At 63.9% G+C, this 18,390-nt stretch carries 14 protein-coding genes; 2 read left to right on the top strand and 12 right to left on the bottom strand.

Annotation, left to right across the window (positions count from 1 at the left end; all coding sequences use genetic code 11):
- Positions 1 to 59: 59 nt before the first annotated feature.
- From fusA to rpsL, 3 genes are all read right to left on the bottom strand, one after another.
- On the bottom strand, positions 60 to 2,183 hold the full coding sequence (gene fusA, locus K1T73_RS04970; RefSeq protein ID WP_220602870.1) for an elongation factor G: 2,124 nt from the start codon (positions 2,181 to 2,183) through the stop codon (positions 60 to 62).
- Between the two features lie 21 nt (positions 2,184 to 2,204).
- Positions 2,205 to 2,675 carry a 30S ribosomal protein S7 gene (gene rpsG, locus K1T73_RS04965; protein WP_220602869.1) on the bottom strand — a complete coding sequence of 157 codons (471 nt, stop codon included), beginning with the start codon at positions 2,673 to 2,675 and terminating at the stop codon, positions 2,205 to 2,207.
- Positions 2,676 to 2,775: 100 nt separating this feature from the next.
- Positions 2,776 to 3,147: a 30S ribosomal protein S12 gene (gene rpsL / locus K1T73_RS04960; protein ID WP_213546064.1), complete on the bottom strand. Its 372-nt coding sequence runs from the start codon at positions 3,145 to 3,147 to the stop codon at positions 2,776 to 2,778.
- Positions 3,148 to 3,486: 339 nt separating this feature from the next.
- Here rpsL and K1T73_RS04955 point away from each other — a divergent pair, with 339 nt between their 5' ends.
- Positions 3,487 to 4,308, top strand: a complete 822-nt coding sequence (locus K1T73_RS04955) for a putative rhamnosyl transferase (protein WP_220602868.1) — start codon at positions 3,487 to 3,489, stop codon at positions 4,306 to 4,308.
- A 24-nt stretch (positions 4,309 to 4,332) separates the two neighbouring features.
- Positions 4,333 to 5,151 carry a glycosyltransferase gene (locus K1T73_RS04950; protein WP_220602867.1) on the top strand — a complete coding sequence of 273 codons (819 nt, stop codon included), beginning with the start codon at positions 4,333 to 4,335 and terminating at the stop codon, positions 5,149 to 5,151.
- Here the strand turns inward: K1T73_RS04950 and K1T73_RS04945 are convergent.
- The 9 genes from K1T73_RS04945 to secE all read right to left on the bottom strand — a co-directional run bounded on the left by K1T73_RS04945 (position 5,090) and on the right by secE (position 18,374).
- Positions 5,090 to 5,992: a DMT family transporter gene (locus K1T73_RS04945; RefSeq protein ID WP_220602866.1), complete on the bottom strand. Its 903-nt coding sequence runs from the start codon at positions 5,990 to 5,992 to the stop codon at positions 5,090 to 5,092. The genes K1T73_RS04950 and K1T73_RS04945 overlap by 62 nt on opposite strands.
- A gap of 110 nt (positions 5,993 to 6,102) precedes the next feature.
- Positions 6,103 to 10,347: a DNA-directed RNA polymerase subunit beta' gene (rpoC, locus tag K1T73_RS04940; RefSeq protein ID WP_220602865.1), complete on the bottom strand. Its 4,245-nt coding sequence runs from the start codon at positions 10,345 to 10,347 to the stop codon at positions 6,103 to 6,105.
- A gap of 96 nt (positions 10,348 to 10,443) precedes the next feature.
- Complete coding sequence (gene rpoB / locus K1T73_RS04935; protein WP_220602864.1) at positions 10,444 to 14,592, bottom strand: DNA-directed RNA polymerase subunit beta; 4,149 nt, start codon at positions 14,590 to 14,592, stop codon at positions 10,444 to 10,446.
- A 248-nt stretch (positions 14,593 to 14,840) separates the two neighbouring features.
- The gene (gene rplL, locus K1T73_RS04930; RefSeq protein WP_220602863.1) at positions 14,841 to 15,221 is read right to left on the bottom strand and encodes a 50S ribosomal protein L7/L12; all 381 of its coding nucleotides are present in this window, start codon (positions 15,219 to 15,221) and stop codon (positions 14,841 to 14,843) included.
- 77 nt (positions 15,222 to 15,298) lie between these two features.
- On the bottom strand, positions 15,299 to 15,817 hold the full coding sequence (rplJ, locus tag K1T73_RS04925; RefSeq protein ID WP_220602862.1) for a 50S ribosomal protein L10: 519 nt from the start codon (positions 15,815 to 15,817) through the stop codon (positions 15,299 to 15,301).
- A gap of 364 nt (positions 15,818 to 16,181) precedes the next feature.
- The gene (gene rplA, locus K1T73_RS04920; protein WP_220602861.1) at positions 16,182 to 16,880 is read right to left on the bottom strand and encodes a 50S ribosomal protein L1; all 699 of its coding nucleotides are present in this window, start codon (positions 16,878 to 16,880) and stop codon (positions 16,182 to 16,184) included.
- Between the two features lies 1 nt (position 16,881).
- A complete protein-coding gene (rplK, locus tag K1T73_RS04915) occupies positions 16,882 to 17,307 on the bottom strand; it encodes a 50S ribosomal protein L11 (protein WP_220602860.1) in 426 nt (141 codons plus the stop codon).
- 139 nt (positions 17,308 to 17,446) lie between these two features.
- Positions 17,447 to 17,980, bottom strand: coding sequence for a transcription termination/antitermination protein NusG (gene nusG / locus K1T73_RS04910; RefSeq protein ID WP_220602859.1), 534 nt, complete (start codon positions 17,978 to 17,980; stop codon positions 17,447 to 17,449).
- A 196-nt stretch (positions 17,981 to 18,176) separates the two neighbouring features.
- The gene (gene secE / locus K1T73_RS04905) at positions 18,177 to 18,374 is read right to left on the bottom strand and encodes a preprotein translocase subunit SecE (protein ID WP_220602858.1); all 198 of its coding nucleotides are present in this window, start codon (positions 18,372 to 18,374) and stop codon (positions 18,177 to 18,179) included.
- Positions 18,375 to 18,390: the final 16 nt, after the last annotated feature.

Raw genomic sequence — 18,390 nt, 5'->3', positions numbered from 1 at the left:
AGGGTGGGCAACCTGCCCACCCTACGAGGTTGGTAGGGTGGGCAACCTGCCCACCGTGGTTATGCGTATTTCGCCTGGATCTCCTCCGAGATGTTCTGCGGTACCGGATCGTAATGCGAGAACTGCATCGTGAACTGCGCACGGCCCGAGGACATCGAGCGCAGCGTGTTGATGTAGCCGAACATGTTGGCGAGCGGCACGTTGGCGCTGATCGCGATGGCGTTGCCGCGCGGCTCCTGCCCCGAAACCTGCCCGCGACGCGAGGTCAGATCGCCGATGATGTTGCCCGTGTATTCCTCGGGCGTGATCACCTCGACCTTCATGATCGGCTCCAGGAGCTTGGCGCCGGCCTTGCGAAGACCTTCGCGCATGCACATCCGCGCCGCGATCTCGAAGGCCATGACCGACGAGTCGACATCGTGGAACTTGCCGTCGACGAGCGCGACCTTGAAGTCGATCACCGGGAAGCCGGCAAGCGGACCGCTGTCCATGACGCTCTCGATACCCTTCTCGACACCGGGAATGTATTCCTTCGGAACCGAGCCGCCGACAATGCGGCTCTCGAAGGAATAGCCCTCGCCCGGCTCGGTCGGCGAGATGATCATCTTGACCTCGGCGAACTGACCCGACCCACCCGACTGTTTCTTGTGGGTGTAGGTATGCTCGATCTCGTGGCCGATGGTCTCACGGTAGGCCACCTGCGGCGCACCGATATTGGCCTCGACCTTGAACTCGCGTTTCAGTCGATCGACGAGAATGTCGAGGTGAAGCTCGCCCATGCCCTTCATGATCGTCTGGCCGCTCTCGAGGTCGGTTTCGACGCGGAAGGACGGATCCTCCGCCGCGAGACGCTGGAGACCCTGGCTCATCTTCTCCTGGTCGTTCTTCGTCTTCGGCTCGACCGCGATCTCGATCACCGGGTCGGGGAAGGTCATGGTTTCCAGGACGACGGGCTTCTGCGGATCGCAGAGCGTGTCCCCGGTCGTGGTGTCCTTGAGACCCGCGAGCGCGATGATGTCGCCCGAGAAGGCTTCCTCGATCTCCTGGCGGTCGATCGCGTGCATGAGCATCATGCGGCCCACGCGCTCACGTTTGCCCTTCGTCGAGTTCAGCATCTGGTCGCCCTTCTTGAGAACGCCCGAATAGATGCGGGTGAAGGTCAGCGAGCCCACGAACGGGTCGTTCATGATCTTGAACGCAAGCGCCGAGAACGGCGCGCTGTCATCGGCGGGACGCTCGATGTTGCGCTCCTCTGTCTCGTCGTCGGGCGAGAAGCCCTTGAGCACCGGCACGTCCTTCGGTCCGGGCAGGAAGTCCACCACGGCGTTCAGGAGCGGCTGCACACCCTTGTTCTTGAAGGCCGAGCCCGCGAGCATCGGGAAGAAGGTGAGCGACAGGGTGCCCTTGCGGATGAGCTTGCGCAGGGTCGCCTCATCGGGCTCTTCGCCCTCGAGATAGGCTTCCATCGCGTCATCGTCCATCTCGACCGCGAGTTCGATCAGGTTGTCGCGCCATTCCTGCGCCTGGTCCTGAAGCTCGTCACGGATCGGGCGGCGTTCCCACGACGCACCGAGATCCTCGCCGATCCAGACCCATTCTTCCATCTTGATGAGATCGATGATGCCTTCGAGCTTGTCCTCGGCCCCGATCGGCAGCGCGATCGGAAGCGGCTGGCCGCCGGTGCGCTCCTTGACCATCTTCACGCAGTTGAAGAAGTCGGCGCCGATCTTGTCCATCTTGTTGACGAAAACGAGGCGCGGAACCTTGTAGCGGTCGGCCTGGCGCCACACCGTCTCGGTCTGCGGCTCAACGCCGGCATTGCCGTCGAGCAGGGCCACGGCCCCGTCGAGAACCGCGAGCGACCGCTCCACCTCGATGGTGAAGTCCACGTGGCCGGGCGTGTCGATGATGTTGAAGCGCGTCTTGGTTTCGGACGTGCCTTCGGGCGTCGGGTCTTCCTGGCGCTGCCAGAAAGTCGTCGTCGCGGCCGAAGTGATGGTGATCCCGCGTTCGGCTTCCTGCTCCATCCAGTCCATGGTGGAGGCGCCCTCGTGGGTTTCGCCCATCTTGTGGTTCTTGCCGGTGTAGAAGAGGATGCGCTCGGTCATCGTCGTCTTGCCAGCGTCGATATGCGCCATGATGCCGAAGTTGCGGTAGCGCTCGAGCGGATAATCGCGTGCCATAAGTGTCGTGCCTCTCCGGGTTTACCAGCGGTAGTGGCTGAAAGCCTTGTTGGCTTCGGCCATCTTGTGAGTGTCTTCGCGCTTCTTCACGGCGGAGCCGCGCGACTGCACGGCGTCCAGGAGCTCGCCGGCGAGGCGCTCTTCCATCGTGTTCTCGTTGCGCGCGCGGCTCGCGTTGATGAGCCAGCGGATCGCCAGGGCTTCGCGGCGCTCGGGGCGGACCTCGACGGGAACCTGGTAGGTCGCACCACCGACGCGGCGCGACCGCACCTCGACCGACGGCTTGATGTTGTCGAGCGCTTCGTGGAACACCTCGACGGGTGCGCGCTTGATCTTGTCCTCGACGCGATCGAGCGCGTTGTAGACGATTTTCTCAGCGACCGACTTCTTGCCGTCGATCATCAGGTTGTTCATGAACTTGCTCAGAACCCTGTCGCCGAACTTGGCATCGGGCAGGATTTCGCGCTTTTCGGCGGCGTGACGACGAGACATCTAGGTCAATCCTTCGTTTCTTCTCTTCGCGCCCCGGAACTGATCCGGGGCCTCATTGGCTTCGGGATCCCGGCTCAGGCCCGGGATGATGCCACCGGCATCACTTGGGACGCTTGGCACCGTATTTCGAACGGCGCTGCTTCCGATCCTTGACACCCTGGGTATCCAGAACACCGCGCAGGATGTGATAGCGGACACCGGGAAGGTCCTTGACCCGGCCACCACGGATCAGGACCACCGAGTGCTCCTGAAGGTTGTGGCTCTCGCCGGGGATGTAGCTGATGACCTCGTAACCATTGGTGAGGCGCACCTTGGCGACCTTCCGCATGGCCGAGTTCGGCTTCTTCGGCGTGGTGGTATAGACGCGCGTGCAGACGCCGCGCTTCTGCGGACAACCCTCGAGGTGCATCGACTTCGAACGTTTGACTTTGGGCTGCCGCGGCTTGCGGATCAGCTGTTGGATCGTTGGCATTCGGTCTCTTTCCCGTCTTTCAACACATGTGTTTGCACAAGGCGCGCCCCGTGCGGCTTCCTGGCGTGCACCTCGCGCGTCCGCAAAGCGCAAATACCGCAATCGTTCCCATTCCGAGGTGAACGACGCGGTGGGTTCCCAGAGGATCGGGGCGACAAAATTGCCCGGATCTTGTCCACTTGAATTTTGATTACGGCGAAAGGAGCGACCTCCCCCACCGGATTGGGGCGCGTATAGGGGGAGTCGGAAGGGTTGTCAACAGCGGCCACGGCCCTTGCCTTGCGCCCTCGGCCGGTGCCATTCTATGCGCAACGGGCAGGACGGGAAAGCAGTGGCAGGATGAACAGTCGCGACATGCAGGTGATCGGCATCTGCCGATTTTCCTATCCCGCGCTCGGCGGCTTTCAGGTCGAACACGACACGATCGAGGACCGCGAGGCCTTCCTCTACGACCCGATCCGCATGGAAGAGCGGTTTCGCACCTTCGAGGCGCTGACCCTGCCCCCGCTCAGGGCGCAGACCGACCCCGATTTCACCCTGGCGGTGGTGATCGGCACGTCCTTCCCACCCCATTTGCGCGCCCGGCTCGAGGCGCTCCTCGCCGACCTGCCGCAGGCGGTCCTTGTCGCGCGCGAGCCGGGGCGGCACCGTCCGGTGATGAAGGCGGTCGTGAACGCGCTGCGCGAGGATCGCGGCCTTCCCTCTCTGCAATTCCGCATGGACGACGACGACGCCGTCTCGATCCGCTTCGTCGAGCGGCTGCGCGAAACGGCGCAGGACATGATCGGGGTGATCCGCAACAACCGCTACGCGGGCATCGACTTCAACCAGGGTTTCATCGCACGTCTCGACGCCGGGGGCGTCCGCGCCCGGCCCTGCATCGAAACGCTCTGGACCCCCGCGCTCGCCATTGCGGTTTCGCCCCATGCCTCGCGCGGGATCATGAATTTCAGCCATGCGAAGCTCGCGCGGATCATGCCTGTCCTCAGCGTCACCGGCGAGGACATGTTCATCCGGGGCCATAACGATTTCAACGACTCGCGCCAGAAGGACGGGATCAAGCCCGTGCGCCTGCCGCGGATCTCGGCCGAGGACGCGGCGCATCTCTCGCGCGTCTTCTGCCTCGACGAAACACGGGTCCGCGCGCTCTATGCGGCCTGAAACCGGAATACGGGGAACCCGTCCATGCGCGTGATCGGTGTCTGCCGTTTCTCCTACCCCGCCCATGGCGGATTTCGCCGGATGCACGACACGCTCGAAGAGCGCGAGGCCTATCTCTATGACGATGCGCGGATGACCCTTCGCTTCCGCCATTTCGAGGCACTCACCCTGCCGTCGCTCGTGGCTCAGACCAACGGGGACTTCACCCTCCTCGTCATCATCGGCGAGCGGATGCCGAAACGCTGGCTCGACCGGCTCCACGACGTGACCGCCGCGGTCCCGCAGATCAGGATCGTGCCGACCCCGCCGCTCAAGCACCGGCTCGCCCTCCAGCTGGCCATCCAGAAAGAGCTCGACGGACATGATGGCGAGTCCCTGCAATTCCGTCTCGACGATGACGACGCGATCGGGGTCGATTTCATCCAGAAGTCGCTTTTCGCGGCCCGCCGCACGGCGCGTTTCCGCAAGGAAAACCCGCGCATGGCCTACGAGTTCAACAACGGCTTCTCGGTCAGCCTCGCGGAAGACACCCTGCTCGTGCGGCCCGAATATGGCGCGTTTCTGTCCTGCGGTCTCGCCGTCCTCTTTCCGCCAGGCGACGACAAGACCATCATGAATTTCGGCCACCACCGGCTCCACCAGGTGATGCCGATGGTGATCCAGCCGTCCGAGCCGATGTATCTGCGCTCGAAACACGACGACAACGATTCAGGCGACAAGTTCCAGCCCAAGGGGCTCGCGCCGATGGACGAGGATCAGAAAACTCTCATCAAGGCGCGTTTCAACGTATCCGCGGACCATATTGCATCGGTGTGCGCCGACCTTCCCGTGCCTCGCGGATGATGGTGAAGATGCCGCTCCCGGCAACGATGGCGGCCCCCAGAAGCGTGATGTTGCTCGGCCAGTCGCCGAAGGCGAACCACCCGAGCACCAGCGCCCAGACAAGCCCGGTATAGCGAAACGGCGCCACGAACGAGATCTCGCCCACTCGCATCACCATGATCGAAAAGAGATAACCCGCGATGATCGAGCTCGACGCCAGCACCAGCAGCACCAGTTCGCCGCCGTCCATCGGGCCCCAGTCGATCGTGATCGACGCAAGGCCGTAGACAACGGTGATCGAAAGCGCCGTCACCCAAGTGACCAGCATCGAGGACGTCTCGCGCGACAGGCGCCGCGTGCTGAGATCGCGCACCGTGACGAAACCCACGGCCACAAGGCCGTAAAGCGAGTAGACATTGAACCCCTCCGCGCCGGGCCGCACGATGAGCAGGACACCCACGAAACCGACGACGATGGCCACGAGCCGCTTCCACCCGAACCCTTCGCCCAGGAAAAGCGCCGCCGCGACCGCGATGGCAAGCGGGAGCGCCTGGAGAATGGCGGTGACGTTGGCCAGCGGCATGTGGGTGAGCGCGGTCAGGAAGAAATAGGTCGCACAGATCTCCGACCCGGTCCGGATCGCGACGATCAGCCGGTCGCGGCCGGCGATCCGTCCCCGGAAGGCCCCAAGCCGCCAGGCCAGGACCGAAACCGCGATCGTCGTCAGGATGCCCCGCAGGAAGATGAGCTGGATGAGCGGCACCGACCCGCTCATCAGCTTCATGAACATGTCGTTCACCGTGAAGGCGGCCATGGCCACCATCATGAAGACCGCGCCGGTCAGGTTGTCGGATAGTTTCATGCGCCCCGCCCCCTTCGCCACCAATCTCTTCCGGCAATCCCGGCAAGGTGCAACACGAAAAAGGCCCCGCCGGGTCGGGCGGGGCCTTTGCTGCGGGGTCGAGACCCGGCTTATTCGTCGCGGCTCTCGGGGGTTTCGACCAGCGTGTCGTGCTCGTCTCCACCCACCACGTCGTCCTCGGCCGGTGCGGCAAGCGCCGCTGCGGCCTCCGCCTCCTCTCGGCGCGCCTCGATGACCACGTTGTCGCGGCTCTGGGCGATGCGGCGCACCTCTTGCGTGGCGCCCCCCGTGCCCGCCGGGATGAGCCGGCCCACGATGACGTTTTCCTTGAGACCGACGAGCTTGTCGCGCTTGCCCTGCACGCTCGCCTCGGTCAGCACGCGCGTCGTCTCCTGGAAGGACGCCGCCGAGATGAAGCTGCGGGTCTGCAGGCTCGCCTTGGTGATCCCCAGGAGGATCGGCTCGCCCTGCGCCGGCCGTTTGTTGCGCGCGATGGCCTTCTCGTTGGCCTCGTCGAACTCGGCCTTGTCCACGTGCTCGCCCTTGAGAAGCGTGGTCTCCCCGCTGTCGAGGATCTCCCACTTCTGGAGCATCTGGCGCACCACGACCTCGATGTGCTTGTCGTTGATCTTCACGCCCTGCAGACGATAGACCTCCTGCACCTCGTTGATCATGTAGTCCGCCAGCGCCTCGACACCCAGGATCGACAGGATGTCATGCGGCGCGGGGTTGCCGTCCATGATGTAGTCGCCCTTCTGGACATAATCACCTTCCTGAACCGGAATGTGCTTGCCCTTGGGCACCATGTATTCGACCGTCTCCAAGGTCTCGTCGACGGGCTCGATGCTGATGCGGCGCTTGTTCTTGTAGTCGCGCCCATAGCGGACATAGCCGTCGATCTCGGCGATGATCGCGTGATCCTTCGGACGCCGCGCCTCGAAGAGCTCGGCCACCCGCGGCAGACCGCCGGTGATGTCCTTGGTCTTCGCACCCTCGCGCGGGATCCGCGCGACCACGTCGCCGGCCTGGATGGCGTCGCCGTCCTCGATCGACAGGATCGCGTCCACCGACATCGGGTAGGTGACGGGGTTGCCGGCCTCGTTGCGCACGGGTTCCCCATCGTCACCGACGACGATGATCTCGGGCTTGAGCTCGTTGCCCTTGGGCGCCGCGCGCCAGTCCATGACGATCTTCTGGGTCATGCCGGTCGCATCGTCCGTCTCGTCGCGCACGGCCACGCCGGTCACGAGATCGACGAACTTCGCGGTGCCCGACTTCTCGGCGATGATCGGAAGGGTGTAGGGATCCCACTCGAAGAGCTTGTCGCCACGCTTGACCTTGTCGCCTTCCTTGACATGGAGCGCCGAGCCATAGCCGATCTTGTGGCTCGCCAGTTCGCGGTCGCCCTCGCCCATGATCTTGAGCTTCATGTTCCGGCCCATGACAAGCGTCTCGCCGCGCGAGTTCTCGAGCGTGGTCGCGTTCTCGAACGCCACCGTGCCCTCCTGGCTCGCCTCGAGGAAGGATTGCTGGCCACCCTGCGCCACGCCGCCGATGTGGAAGGTCCGCATCGTGAGCTGCGTGCCCGGCTCGCCGATCGACTGCGCGGCGATGATGCCCACGGCCTCTCCGGTGTTGACCATCGTGCCCCGCGCAAGGTCGCGCCCGTAGCACAAGGCACAGACTCCGTCCTCGGCCTCGCAGGTCAGCGGGCTGCGGATGCGCGCCGATTGCACGGCGGCCTCCTCGATCGCGTCGGCCATGCGCTCGTCGATGAGCTCACCCGCCGCGACGACCACCTCCTCGGTGCCGGGCTTGACGATGTCCTCGGCCGCGACACGGCCCAGCACACGCTCACCCAGCGACGCCACGACCTCGCCGTCGTTGACCGCCGCTTCCGCGGTGATGGCGCGATCGGTGCCGCAATCATGCTCGCGCACGATGCAGTCCTGGGCCACGTCCACCAGGCGGCGCGTCAGGTAGCCCGAGTTCGCCGTCTTCAGGGCGGTGTCGGACAGGCCCTTGCGGGCGCCGTGAGTCGAGTTGAAGTATTCGAGAACGGTCAGACCTTCCTTGAAGTTCGAGATGATCGGCGTCTCGATGATGTCGCCGTTGGGCTTGGCCATCAGGCCGCGCATACCGCCCAGCTGCTTCATCTGCGTGACCGAGCCACGCGCACCCGAGTGGGCCATCATGTAGACGCTGTTGGGCTCGAGTTCCGCACCGTTCTCGTCGGTCTTGCCCGCCGAGATGGTGCTCATCATGGCCTCGGTGACCTGGTCGTTGCATTTCGACCAGGCGTCCACGACCTTGTTGTATTTCTCGCCCTGCGTGATCAGGCCGTCCATGTATTGCTGTTCGAAGCCTTTGACCTGCTCGCGCGTCTCGTTGACGATGCTCCACTTGTCATCGGGCACCACCATGTCGTCCTTGCCGAACGAGATGCCGGCACGGAACGCCTCGCGGAAGCCCATGGTCATGATCTGGTCACAGAAGATGACGCTCTCCTTCTGCCCGCAATAGCGATAGACCGTGTCGATGACCTCCTGAACTTCCTTCTTGCGCAGAAGGCGGTTCACGAGACTGAAGGGCGCCTTCGCGTTGATCGGCAGAAGCGCCCCGAGACGCACGCGGCCGGGCGTCGTCTCGACCCGCTCCAGCGTCTCGTTGCCCTCGTCGTCGATGACCGGCACGCGCGCGGTGATCTTGGCGTGCAGATGCACTTCGCCGGCGTCGAGCGCCTGCTGCACCTCGTCGATCGACGAAAAGACCATGCCCTCGCCCTTCATGCCGGCGCGTTCCAGCGTCGTGTAGTAGAGACCCAGGACCATGTCCTGCGACGGCACGATGATGGGCGTCCCGTTGGCGGGGCTCAGGACGTTGTTCGTCGACATCATGAGCACACGCGCTTCGAGCTGCGCCTCGAGGCTCAGCGGCACGTGCACGGCCATCTGGTCCCCGTCGAAGTCGGCGTTGAAGGCCGAGCACACGAGCGGATGAAGCTGGATCGCCTTGCCCTCGATCAGCACCGGCTCGAACGCCTGGATGCCCAGGCGGTGCAGCGTCGGCGCGCGGTTCAGCATCACGGGATGCTCGCGGATCACCTCGTCGAGGATGTCCCAGACCTCGGGACGCTCTTTCTCGACCAGCTTTTTCGCCTGCTTGACGGTCGAGGACAACCCCTTCGCCTCAAGCCGCGAATAGATGAACGGCTTGAACAGTTCGAGCGCCATCTTCTTCGGCAGGCCGCACTGGTGTAGCTTCAGCTCCGGCCCGGTCACGATGACCGACCGGCCCGAGAAGTCGACCCGCTTGCCCAGAAGGTTCTGGCGGAAGCGGCCCTGCTTGCCCTTAAGCATGTCCGACAGCGATTTCAGCGGACGCTTGTTGGCGCCGGTGATGACGCGGCCGCGGCGGCCGTTGTCAAAGAGGGCGTCGACCGATTCCTGCAACATCCGCTTCTCGTTGCGCACGATGATGTCGGGCGCGCGCAGCTCGATGAGCCGCTTGAGGCGGTTGTTGCGGTTGATGACCCGGCGGTAGAGATCGTTGAGGTCCGACGTGGCAAACCGGCCGCCATCGAGCGGCACCAGCGGGCGCAGTTCCGGCGGGATGACCGGAATGACGGTCATGACCATCCACTCGGGGCGGTTGCCCGACTCGAGGAACGACTCCACGACCTTCAGGCGCTTGATGATCTTCTTGGGCTTCAACTCGCCCGTGGCCTCGGCCAGATCGGCACGCAGGTTCTCGGCCTCGGATTCGAGGTCGATCTGCGCCAGCATGTCGCGGATGGCCTCGGCGCCGATATTGGCCGTGAACGCGTCCATGCCATAGGCATCCTGCGCGTCCATGAACTCTTCCTCGGTGAGCATCTGGCCGTATTGCAGGTCCGTGAGGCCCGGTTCGATCACCACGTAGTTCTCGAAATAGAGCACGCGCTCCAGGTCGCGCAGCGTCATGTCCAGCATGAGACCGATGCGCGAGGGCAGCGATTTCAGGAACCAGATATGCGCACAAGGTGCCGCCAGCTCGATATGGCCCATGCGCTCGCGCCGGACCTTCTGCAACGTCACCTCGACGCCGCATTTCTCGCAGACGACGCCGCGATACTTCATGCGCTTGTATTTGCCGCAGAGACACTCGTAATCCTTGATCGGACCGAAGATGCGCGCGCAGAAGAGACCGTCACGCTCGGGCTTGAACGTGCGGTAGTTGATCGTTTCGGGCTTCTTGATCTCGCCGTAGGACCAGCTCAGGATGCGCTCGGGGCTGGCAAGGCTCACGCGGATCTCGTCAAAGACCTGCGCGGGGGCGGCGGGGTTGAAAGGGTTGTTCGTGAGTTCCTGGTTCATCTTGATACCTCGATCTGTGCGGAAGGGATGGGGCACGCCGGACCGAAGTCCGGCCTACCCGGTTGCCGAAAGCCGGGCCTCAGCCCGGCATCCGGCTCACTCCTCATCCTCCGCATCCAGGAGTTCCATGTTGAGGCCCAGGCCGCGGACCTCCTTGACGAGCACGTTGAACGATTCCGGCACGCCGGCCTCGAAATTGTCCTCGCCCTTGACGATGCTCTCGTAGACCTTGGTCCGCCCCGCCACGTCGTCCGACTTCACGGTCAGCATCTCCTGCAGCGTGTAGGCGGCGCCATAGGCTTCGAGCGCCCAGACCTCCATCTCGCCGAAGCGCTGGCCGCCGAACTGCGCCTTGCCGCCCAGCGGTTGCTGCGTGACGAGGCTGTAGGGTCCGGTCGAGCGCGCGTGGATCTTGTCGTCCACCAGGTGATGCAGCTTGAGCAGGTATTTCACGCCCACCGTCACCGGCCGGCTGAACTGCTCGCCCGTGCGCCCGTCGAACAGGATCGACTGGCCCGAGGTGGCAAAGCCCGCGCGCATCAGCGCGTCGTTCACATCCGCCTCCTTGGCCCCGTCGAAGACGGGCGTCGCGATCGGCACGCCGCGCGTCACGTTGCCCGCCGCCTCGACAAGCTGATCCTCTTCCATGCCGGCGATGCCCTCTTCATAGACATCGTCGCCATAGGCGAGCTTCATCGCCTCGCGCACCGGGGTCAGGTCGCCCGAGCGGCGATAGTCCTGAAGCGCCTCGTCGATCTGCACGCCGAAGCCGCGCGCGGCCCAGCCCATATGCGTCTCGAGGATCTGGCCCACGTTCATCCGGCTGGGAACGCCCAGCGGGTTGAGGCAGATATCGACCGGCGTGCCATCGGCGAGGAACGGCATGTCCTCCATCGGCACCACCTTCGACACGACGCCCTTGTTGCCGTGACGCCCGGCCATCTTGTCGCCCGGCTGAAGCTTGCGCTTCACGGCGATGAAGACCTTGACCATCTTCATCACGCCCGGCGGCAGGTCGTCGCCCCGGCGCACCTTCTCGACCTTGTCCTCGAAACGGGCGTCGAGCGCGCGTTTCTGCGCCTCGTACTGCTCGTTCAGGGCTTCGACGATCTGCGCGTCACCCTCGTCCTTGAGCGCAAGCTGCCACCACTGGCCCTTGCTGAGGGTCTCCAGAAGCTCCTCGGTGATCTCCGAGTTCGCCTTGACACCCTTCGGGCCTTTCACGGCGGTCTTGCCCAGGATCATCGACTTCAGGCGCGCATAGATGTTGCGCTCGAGAATGGCGAGTTCGTCGTCCCGGTCACGGGCCAGGCGCTCGACTTCCTCGCGCTCGATCTGAAGCGCACGCTCGTCCTTCTCGACGCCGTGGCGGTTGAAGACACGCACCTCGACCACGGTGCCGAAATCGCCCGGCTTCACGCGCAGGGACGTGTCGCGCACGTCGCTCGCCTTCTCGCCGAAGATCGCGCGCAGCAGTTTCTCCTCCGGCGTCATCGGGCTTTCGCCCTTGGGGGTGATCTTGCCCACCAGGATATCGCCCGGCTCCACGTCGGCGCCGATATAGACGATGCCCGCCTCGTCGAGGTTGCGCAGCGCCTCCTCGCCCACGTTCGGGATGTCGCGGGTGATTTCCTCGGGGCCCAGCTTCGTATCGCGCGCGGCGACCTCGAATTCCTCGATGTGAACGCTCGTGAACACGTCGTCACGCGACATGCGCTCCGAGATCAGGATCGAGTCCTCGAAGTTGTAGCCGTTCCACGGCATGAACGCGACGACCACGTTCCGGCCCACGGCCAGCTCGCCCATGTCGGTCGCGGGCCCATCGGCCACGACCTCGCCCTTGGTCACGGTGTCGCCCACCTTCACAAGGGGTTTCTGGTTGATGCACGAGTTCTGGTTCGACCGCTGGAACTTGCGCAGACGGTAGATGTCCACGCCCGGATCGCCCGGCTCCAGGTCCTCGGTCGCGCGCACGACGATACGCTGCGCATCGACCTGGTCGATGACACCGGCGCGCTTCGCCATGATCGCGGCACCCGAATCGCGGGCCACCACTTCCTCGATGCCGGTGCCGACCAGCGGCGCCTCGGCCTGCAGAAGCGGCAGCGCCTGCCGCATCATGTTCGATCCCATGAGCGCGCGGTTGGCGTCGTCGTTCTCGAGGAACGGGATGAGCGAGGCCGCGACCGAGACAAGCTGCTTGGGGCTCACGTCGATCAGGTCCACACCCTCGACCGGCGAGAGCGTGTATTCACCCGCCTGCCGCGTGTTGACCATCTCGTTCACGAACCTGCCCTGCTCGTCGAGATTGGCGTTGGCCTGCGCCACGACGTGACGCTGTTCCTCGGTGGCGGACATGTATTGCACTTCGTCCGTGACCTGGCCGTTCTCGACTTTCCGGTAAGGCGTTTCGATGAAGCCGTACTTGTTCACCCGCGCGAAAGTGGCGAGCGAGTTGATGAGACCGATATTCGGACCCTCGGGCGTTTCGATCGGGCACATCCGGCCGTAATGCGTGGCGTGGACGTCGCGCACCTCGAAGCCCGCGCGCTCGCGCGTGAGACCGCCCGGCCCGAGCGCCGAAAGGCGGCGCTTGTGCGTCACTTCGCTGAGCGGGTTGGTCTGGTCCATGAACTGCGAAAGCTGCGAGGAGCCGAAGAACTCGCGCACCGCGGCGGCGGCGGGTTTGGCGTTGATCAGGTCCTGCGGCATCACCGTGTCGATCTCGACCGACGACATGCGCTCCTTGATCGCGCGCTCCATCCGCAGCAGGCCGACGCGGTACTGGTTTTCCATCAATTCGCCGACCGACCGCACCCGGCGGTTGCCGAGGTGGTCGATATCGTCGATGTCGCCCTTGCCGTCGCGCAGGTCGACCAGCGCCTTGATGCAGGCGACGATGTCCTCGCGGTCCAGCGTGCGCTGCGTGTCGGGCTTGTCGAGCGCGAGGCGCATGTTCATCTTGACCCGGCCCACGGCGCTCAGGTCATAGCGTTCGCTGTCGAAGAACAGCGTCTCGAAAAGCGCCGACGCGGCCTCCTCGGTGGGCGGCTCGCCCGGACGCATGACGCGGTAGATGTCCATGAGCGCGGTGGCGCGGTTCATGTTCTTGTCCGCGGCCATCGTGTTGCGCATGTAGGGGCCGACGTTGATGTTGTCGATGTCGAGCACCGGGATCTCGGTGATGCCCGCGTCCAGCAGGTCCTGAAGCGTGCCGCCCGTGATCTCGCCATCCTTGTCGCGCTCGAGCGTCAGCTCGTCGCCCGCCTCGACATAGATCGCGCCGGTTTCCTCGTTGATGATATCCTTGGCCGCGAACTTGCCCACGATATTCTCGAACGGGACCAGGAGGTCCTTGACCTCGCCCTCGTCGATGAGCTTCTTGACCGCGCGCGGCGTCACCTTCTTGCCGGCCTCGGCGATCACTTCACCGGTCTTCGCGTCCACAAGGTCGAAGGTGGGGCGGGTGCCACGCACGCGCTCGGGGAAGAATTTCGTGACCCAGCCGTTGACCGATTTGCCCTTCTTCTTCAGCTTGTAGGTGACGGTGTCGTAATAGGCATCCATGATGCCTTCCTGGTCGAGCCCGAGCGCATAGAGCAGCGTCGTCACCGGAAGCTTCCGGCGCCGGTCGATACGGGCAAAGACGATGTCCTTGGCGTCGAACTCGAAATCCAGCCACGACCCGCGATAGGGAATGATCCGGCAGGCGAAGAGCAGCTTGCCCGAGCTGTGCGTCTTGCCCTTGTCATGGTCGAAGAAGACACCGGGAGAGCGGTGCATCTGGCTCACGATCACGCGTTCGGTGCCGTTGACGACGAAGGTGCCGTTCGGGGTCATCAGGGGCATGTCGCCCATGAAGACGTCCTGCTCCTTGATGTCCTTCACGGATTTCGCGCCGGTATCCTCGTCCACGTCGAACACGATGAGCCGCAGCGTCACCTTGAGCGGCGCGCTGTAGGTCATATCGCGCTGCATGCACTCCTCGACGTCGTATTTCGGCTTCTCGAGCTCGTAGTCCACGAACTCGATCACGCTCGTCTCGTTGAAATCCGAGATCGGGAAGACCGACTGGAAGACACCCTTGATGCCTTCGCCGTCCTGCGGCGTCTTCTGGTCGCCGGAGTTCAGGAACAGGTCATACGAGGATTTCTGAACCTCGATGAGGTTCGGCATTTCGAGGACTTCGCGGATTTTGCCGAAGTATTTGCGCAAACGCTTCTGGCCAAGGTAGGTCTGAGCCATGTGTCTGGTCACCTTTCATGTCGCACCGGCGGCGGCTGCTGTCGGGCCCCAGCACCACCGCCATACGAGAGAGCGGGTTCCGATCTATTCCCGGCGCATGTCCCACCACGCGCCTCCCGATCGAAGAACCTCGTCCTAGGAAAACTCCGGCCCGACAGGTCGGGGTCTTGCTAAGACAGGTTCGGCTGAGCCCGGAGATCCGGGCTCAGCCTTGCAAAAAGCGGTGCGTGGGATCACGCACCAACCGATTACTTGAGTTCCACCTCGGCGCCGGCTGCTTCCAGCTTGCCTTTGATGTCCTCGGCCTCGTCCTTGGAGACCTGCTCCTTGACGGCCTTGCCACCGGCTTCGACCAGGTCCTTGGCTTCTTTCAGGCCAAGACCGGTGATCGCGCGGACTTCCTTGATGACGTTGATCTTCGACGCGCCGGCCGATTTCAGGATCACGTCGAATTCGGTCTGCTCCTCGGCGGCTGCGCCACCGGCGTCGCCTGCGGGACCGGCCATCATGACCGCGCCACCGGCTGCGGGCTCGATGCCGTATTCGTCCTTGAGGATGGTTTTCAGTTCCTGTGCTTCGAGAAGCGTCAGACCAACGATCTCTTCAGCGAGTTTTTTCAGATCAGCCATTGTATCAGCTCTTTCCGTTTTCAGATTTGTGTTCCAACGTCGGAGGCTTGTGCCCCGCGCGGGTCATGTCAGTTGCCTCAGGCGGCTTCCGCCTTCTCCTCGATCGTCGAGAGGATGCTCGCGATGTTCGAAGCAGGTGCGCCAATCGCGCCGGCGATGTTCGAAGCGGGTGCGCCGATGCAGCTTGCGATCTGAGCGATGAGCTCGTCACGCGAGGGCATTTTCGACACGGCTTCGACGCCGGAGCGGTCCAGAGCGCTCTCACCCATAGCCCCGCCAAGGATCTCGAATTTCTTGTTGTCCTTGGCGAAACCTTCGGCGACCTTGGCTGCTGCCACGGGGTCTTCCGAGAAGGTCAGAACGGTCATGCCCGAAAGATAGTCGGCAATGCTTGCGCAGGGCTTTCCATCGAGGGCGATCTTGGCGAGCCTGTTCTTGGCGACGCGTACGGATGCTTCGGCCTCGCGGGCGCGGGCACGAAGATCCTGCATCTCGGCAACTGTCAGGCCCTCGTAGTGCGCAACCACCACGACGCCAGAGCTTTCGAAGATCTGGCCGAGTTCCTCGACCACTTTCTCTTTCTGGGCTCTATCCACAGTTTCACTCCAAATTTGGGGGTTGCCCCCCGGCTCAGTTCCACCGGGCCATCGACCCGGCAATCAGGTCCGTTACGGGGCATCGCCAAACCGCCCGAGGTCGGAACCCCGGCCAATCTTGTCGTTTCCCGTCTCAGGCAGGATATTAAGCACCGGAATAACCCGCGCACCCACCGTCTTGGACGAATCGCCGGGTGGCCACGCATGCGCAGCCACCCGACGAGTGGTGCATCTAGTGGCTTTCGTGGCAAATGTGAAGGGGTAAATCCCCGGCTTCCGATCATTCGCGGGATGACCCTGCGAAAACGCCCCGGCACGGGTGCCGGGGCGTCGTCATTCGTGGTCCGGGATCGGCCTTGGCCGCTTACTCGGTCGCGGCGGTCGCCACGTCGATCGTGACGCCGGGACCCATGGTCGAGCTCAGCGCGATCTTCTTCATGTAGGTGCCCTTGGCGCCCGAGGGCTTGGCCTTGGCCACCGCGTTGACGAAGGCGCGCACGTTCTCGACGAGCTTCTCTTCGTCGAACGATGCCTTTCCGACGCCCGCATGGACGACACCCGCCTTCTCGGCCTTGAACTGGACTTCACCGCCCTTGGCGCCCTTGACGGCCTCGGCCACGTCCATCGTCACCGTGCCGACCTTGGGGTTCGGCATCAGGTTGCGCGGGCCCAGAACCTTGCCCAGGCGGCCCACGATGGGCATCATGTCGGGCGTGGCGATGCAGCGGTCGAAGTTGATTTCGCCGTTCTGCACGGTTTCCATCAGGTCCTCGGCTCCGACGATATCGGCCCCGGCTTCCTTGGCCTCGTCGGCCTTGGCACCGCGCGCGAAGACGGCGACACGCACGTCCTTGCCCGTGCCGTTCGGCAGGCCCACGACACCGCGGACCATCTGGTCGGCATGGCGCGGATCTACGCCGAGGTTCATGGCGATCTCGATCGTCTCGTCGAACTTCGCCTTGGCATTGTTCTTGACCAGGGCCACGGCCTCTTCGATCGTCAGGTTTTCCTTGCCCTCGAAGGCTTCGCGGGCGGCGCGGGCGCGTTTTCCAAGCTTTGCCATCTTACTTCACCTCGATGCCCATGGAGCGTGCGGAGCCCTGGATGATCTTCATCGCGGACTCGACGTCGTTTGCGTTCAGGTCTCTCCACTTCGCTTCCGCGATCTCGCGCAGTTGCTTGGGCGTGACCGTGGCGATGGTGTCGCGGCCCGGCGTGTTCGAACCGGACTTCAGCTTGGCCGCCTTCTTGAGATAGTAGGACGCCGGCGGCGTCTTGATGTCCATCTCGAAGGACTTGTCCTGGTAATAGGTGATCACGGTCGGGCACGGCGCACCGGGCTCCATATCCTGCGTCTTGGCGTTGAACGCCTTGCAGAATTCCATGATGTTGATGCCGCGCTGACCCAGCGCCGGACCGACCGGCGGGCTCGGGTTCGCTTGTCCGGCAGGCACTTGCAGCTTCATCTTGCCTGCGAGTTTCTTGGCCATTGGCCTTCTCCTTTCCAACACCCTCGGGACGCGTCCCTCGGGTTCCGGGTTGTGTGGTCCGGTCCGGGCATCGCGATGCCCTCGCCTCCCACCTTGATACGGCGAATCCGCCGCAGGACGGGCATCAGCCCGCCATCACTCAGGACTGTTTCGTGACCTGCGTGAATTCCAGTTCGACCGGCGTCTCCCGGCCGAAGATCGACACCGTCACCTTAAGGCGCTGGTTGTCGTCGTCCACTTCCTCGACCATGCCGTCGAAATCCTCGAACGGGCCGTCGTTGACCTTGACCTTCTCGCCCACCTCGAAATGGATGAGCGTGCGCGGCGTCTCCTCGCCTTCCTGCACGCGGTTGAGGATCTGGTTCACCTCGGCGTCGCGCATCGGCATCGGGCGGCCCTGCGGCCCCAGGAACCCGGTCACGCGGTTGATCGAGTTGATGAGGTGATAGCCCTCGTCGGACATCTCCATGTGAACCAGCACGTAGCCCGGCATGAAGCGGCGCTCGGCGGTCACCTTCTTGCCGCGGCGCACCTCGATCACCTCTTCGGTCGGCACCAGCACCTCGTCGATCTGATCCTCGAGCCCCTGCTCGGCGACCGATTGCCGGATCTGCTCGGCGATCTTCTTCTCGAAATTCGAGAGGACGCTGACCGAATACCACCGCTTTGCCATCGTTGATCTTCTTTCCCGGAGGCGCGGCCGCGATCGGCCCACGCTGATTTCAAACTCGCCGGTGCCATACCCCGCACCCGGCCCCATCCGCAACACGAAATCGGTGCGCCGTCTCGAATCGCCGTGCACCGATGTTGGGAATGACGGCCCGCATACCCGCACGGGGCAGCGGTTTCAAGGGTTCGCCGCCGCGCGGTCAGCCGAAGATGTTGAGGATCGATTGCAACCCGGTCCGAATCCCGAGATCCACCAGCGCGAAGAAAATCGCCGTCAGCGTCGCCATGATGAACACCATCACCGTGGTCAGCGCGACCTCGCGGCGCGTCGGCCAGACCACTTTCGCGATCTCCGAACGGACCTGCTGAATGAACTGAAGCGGATTGGTGCGGGCCATGGGCGGTCACGTCTCT

The organism is Roseovarius sp. SCSIO 43702 (assembly GCF_019599045.1).
In the GTDB taxonomy this organism is placed as follows: Bacteria; Pseudomonadota; Alphaproteobacteria; order Rhodobacterales; family Rhodobacteraceae; genus Roseovarius.
Note: the sequence above shows the minus strand (reverse complement) of the source record. Positions and strands in the feature narration are given on the sequence as shown.

Coding starts and splice junctions, on each gene's coding strand:
- fusA (WP_220602870.1), bottom strand. CDS start 2,183: ATGGCACGCGATTATCCGCTCGAGCGCTACCGCAACTTCGGCATCATG.
- rpsG (WP_220602869.1), bottom strand. CDS start 2,675: ATGTCTCGTCGTCACGCCGCCGAAAAGCGCGAAATCCTGCCCGATGCC.
- rpsL (WP_213546064.1), bottom strand. CDS start 3,147: ATGCCAACGATCCAACAGCTGATCCGCAAGCCGCGGCAGCCCAAAGTC.
- K1T73_RS04955 (WP_220602868.1), top strand. CDS start 3,487: ATGAACAGTCGCGACATGCAGGTGATCGGCATCTGCCGATTTTCCTAT.
- K1T73_RS04950 (WP_220602867.1), top strand. CDS start 4,333: ATGCGCGTGATCGGTGTCTGCCGTTTCTCCTACCCCGCCCATGGCGGA.
- K1T73_RS04945 (WP_220602866.1), bottom strand. CDS start 5,992: ATGAAACTATCCGACAACCTGACCGGCGCGGTCTTCATGATGGTGGCC.
- rpoC (WP_220602865.1), bottom strand. CDS start 10,347: ATGAACCAGGAACTCACGAACAACCCTTTCAACCCCGCCGCCCCCGCG.
- rpoB (WP_220602864.1), bottom strand. CDS start 14,592: ATGGCTCAGACCTACCTTGGCCAGAAGCGTTTGCGCAAATACTTCGGC.
- rplL (WP_220602863.1), bottom strand. CDS start 15,221: ATGGCTGATCTGAAAAAACTCGCTGAAGAGATCGTTGGTCTGACGCTT.
- rplA (WP_220602861.1), bottom strand. CDS start 16,880: ATGGCAAAGCTTGGAAAACGCGCCCGCGCCGCCCGCGAAGCCTTCGAG.
- rplK (WP_220602860.1), bottom strand. CDS start 17,307: ATGGCCAAGAAACTCGCAGGCAAGATGAAGCTGCAAGTGCCTGCCGGA.
- nusG (WP_220602859.1), bottom strand. CDS start 17,980: ATGGCAAAGCGGTGGTATTCGGTCAGCGTCCTCTCGAATTTCGAGAAG.
- secE (WP_220602858.1), bottom strand. CDS start 18,374: ATGGCCCGCACCAATCCGCTTCAGTTCATTCAGCAGGTCCGTTCGGAG.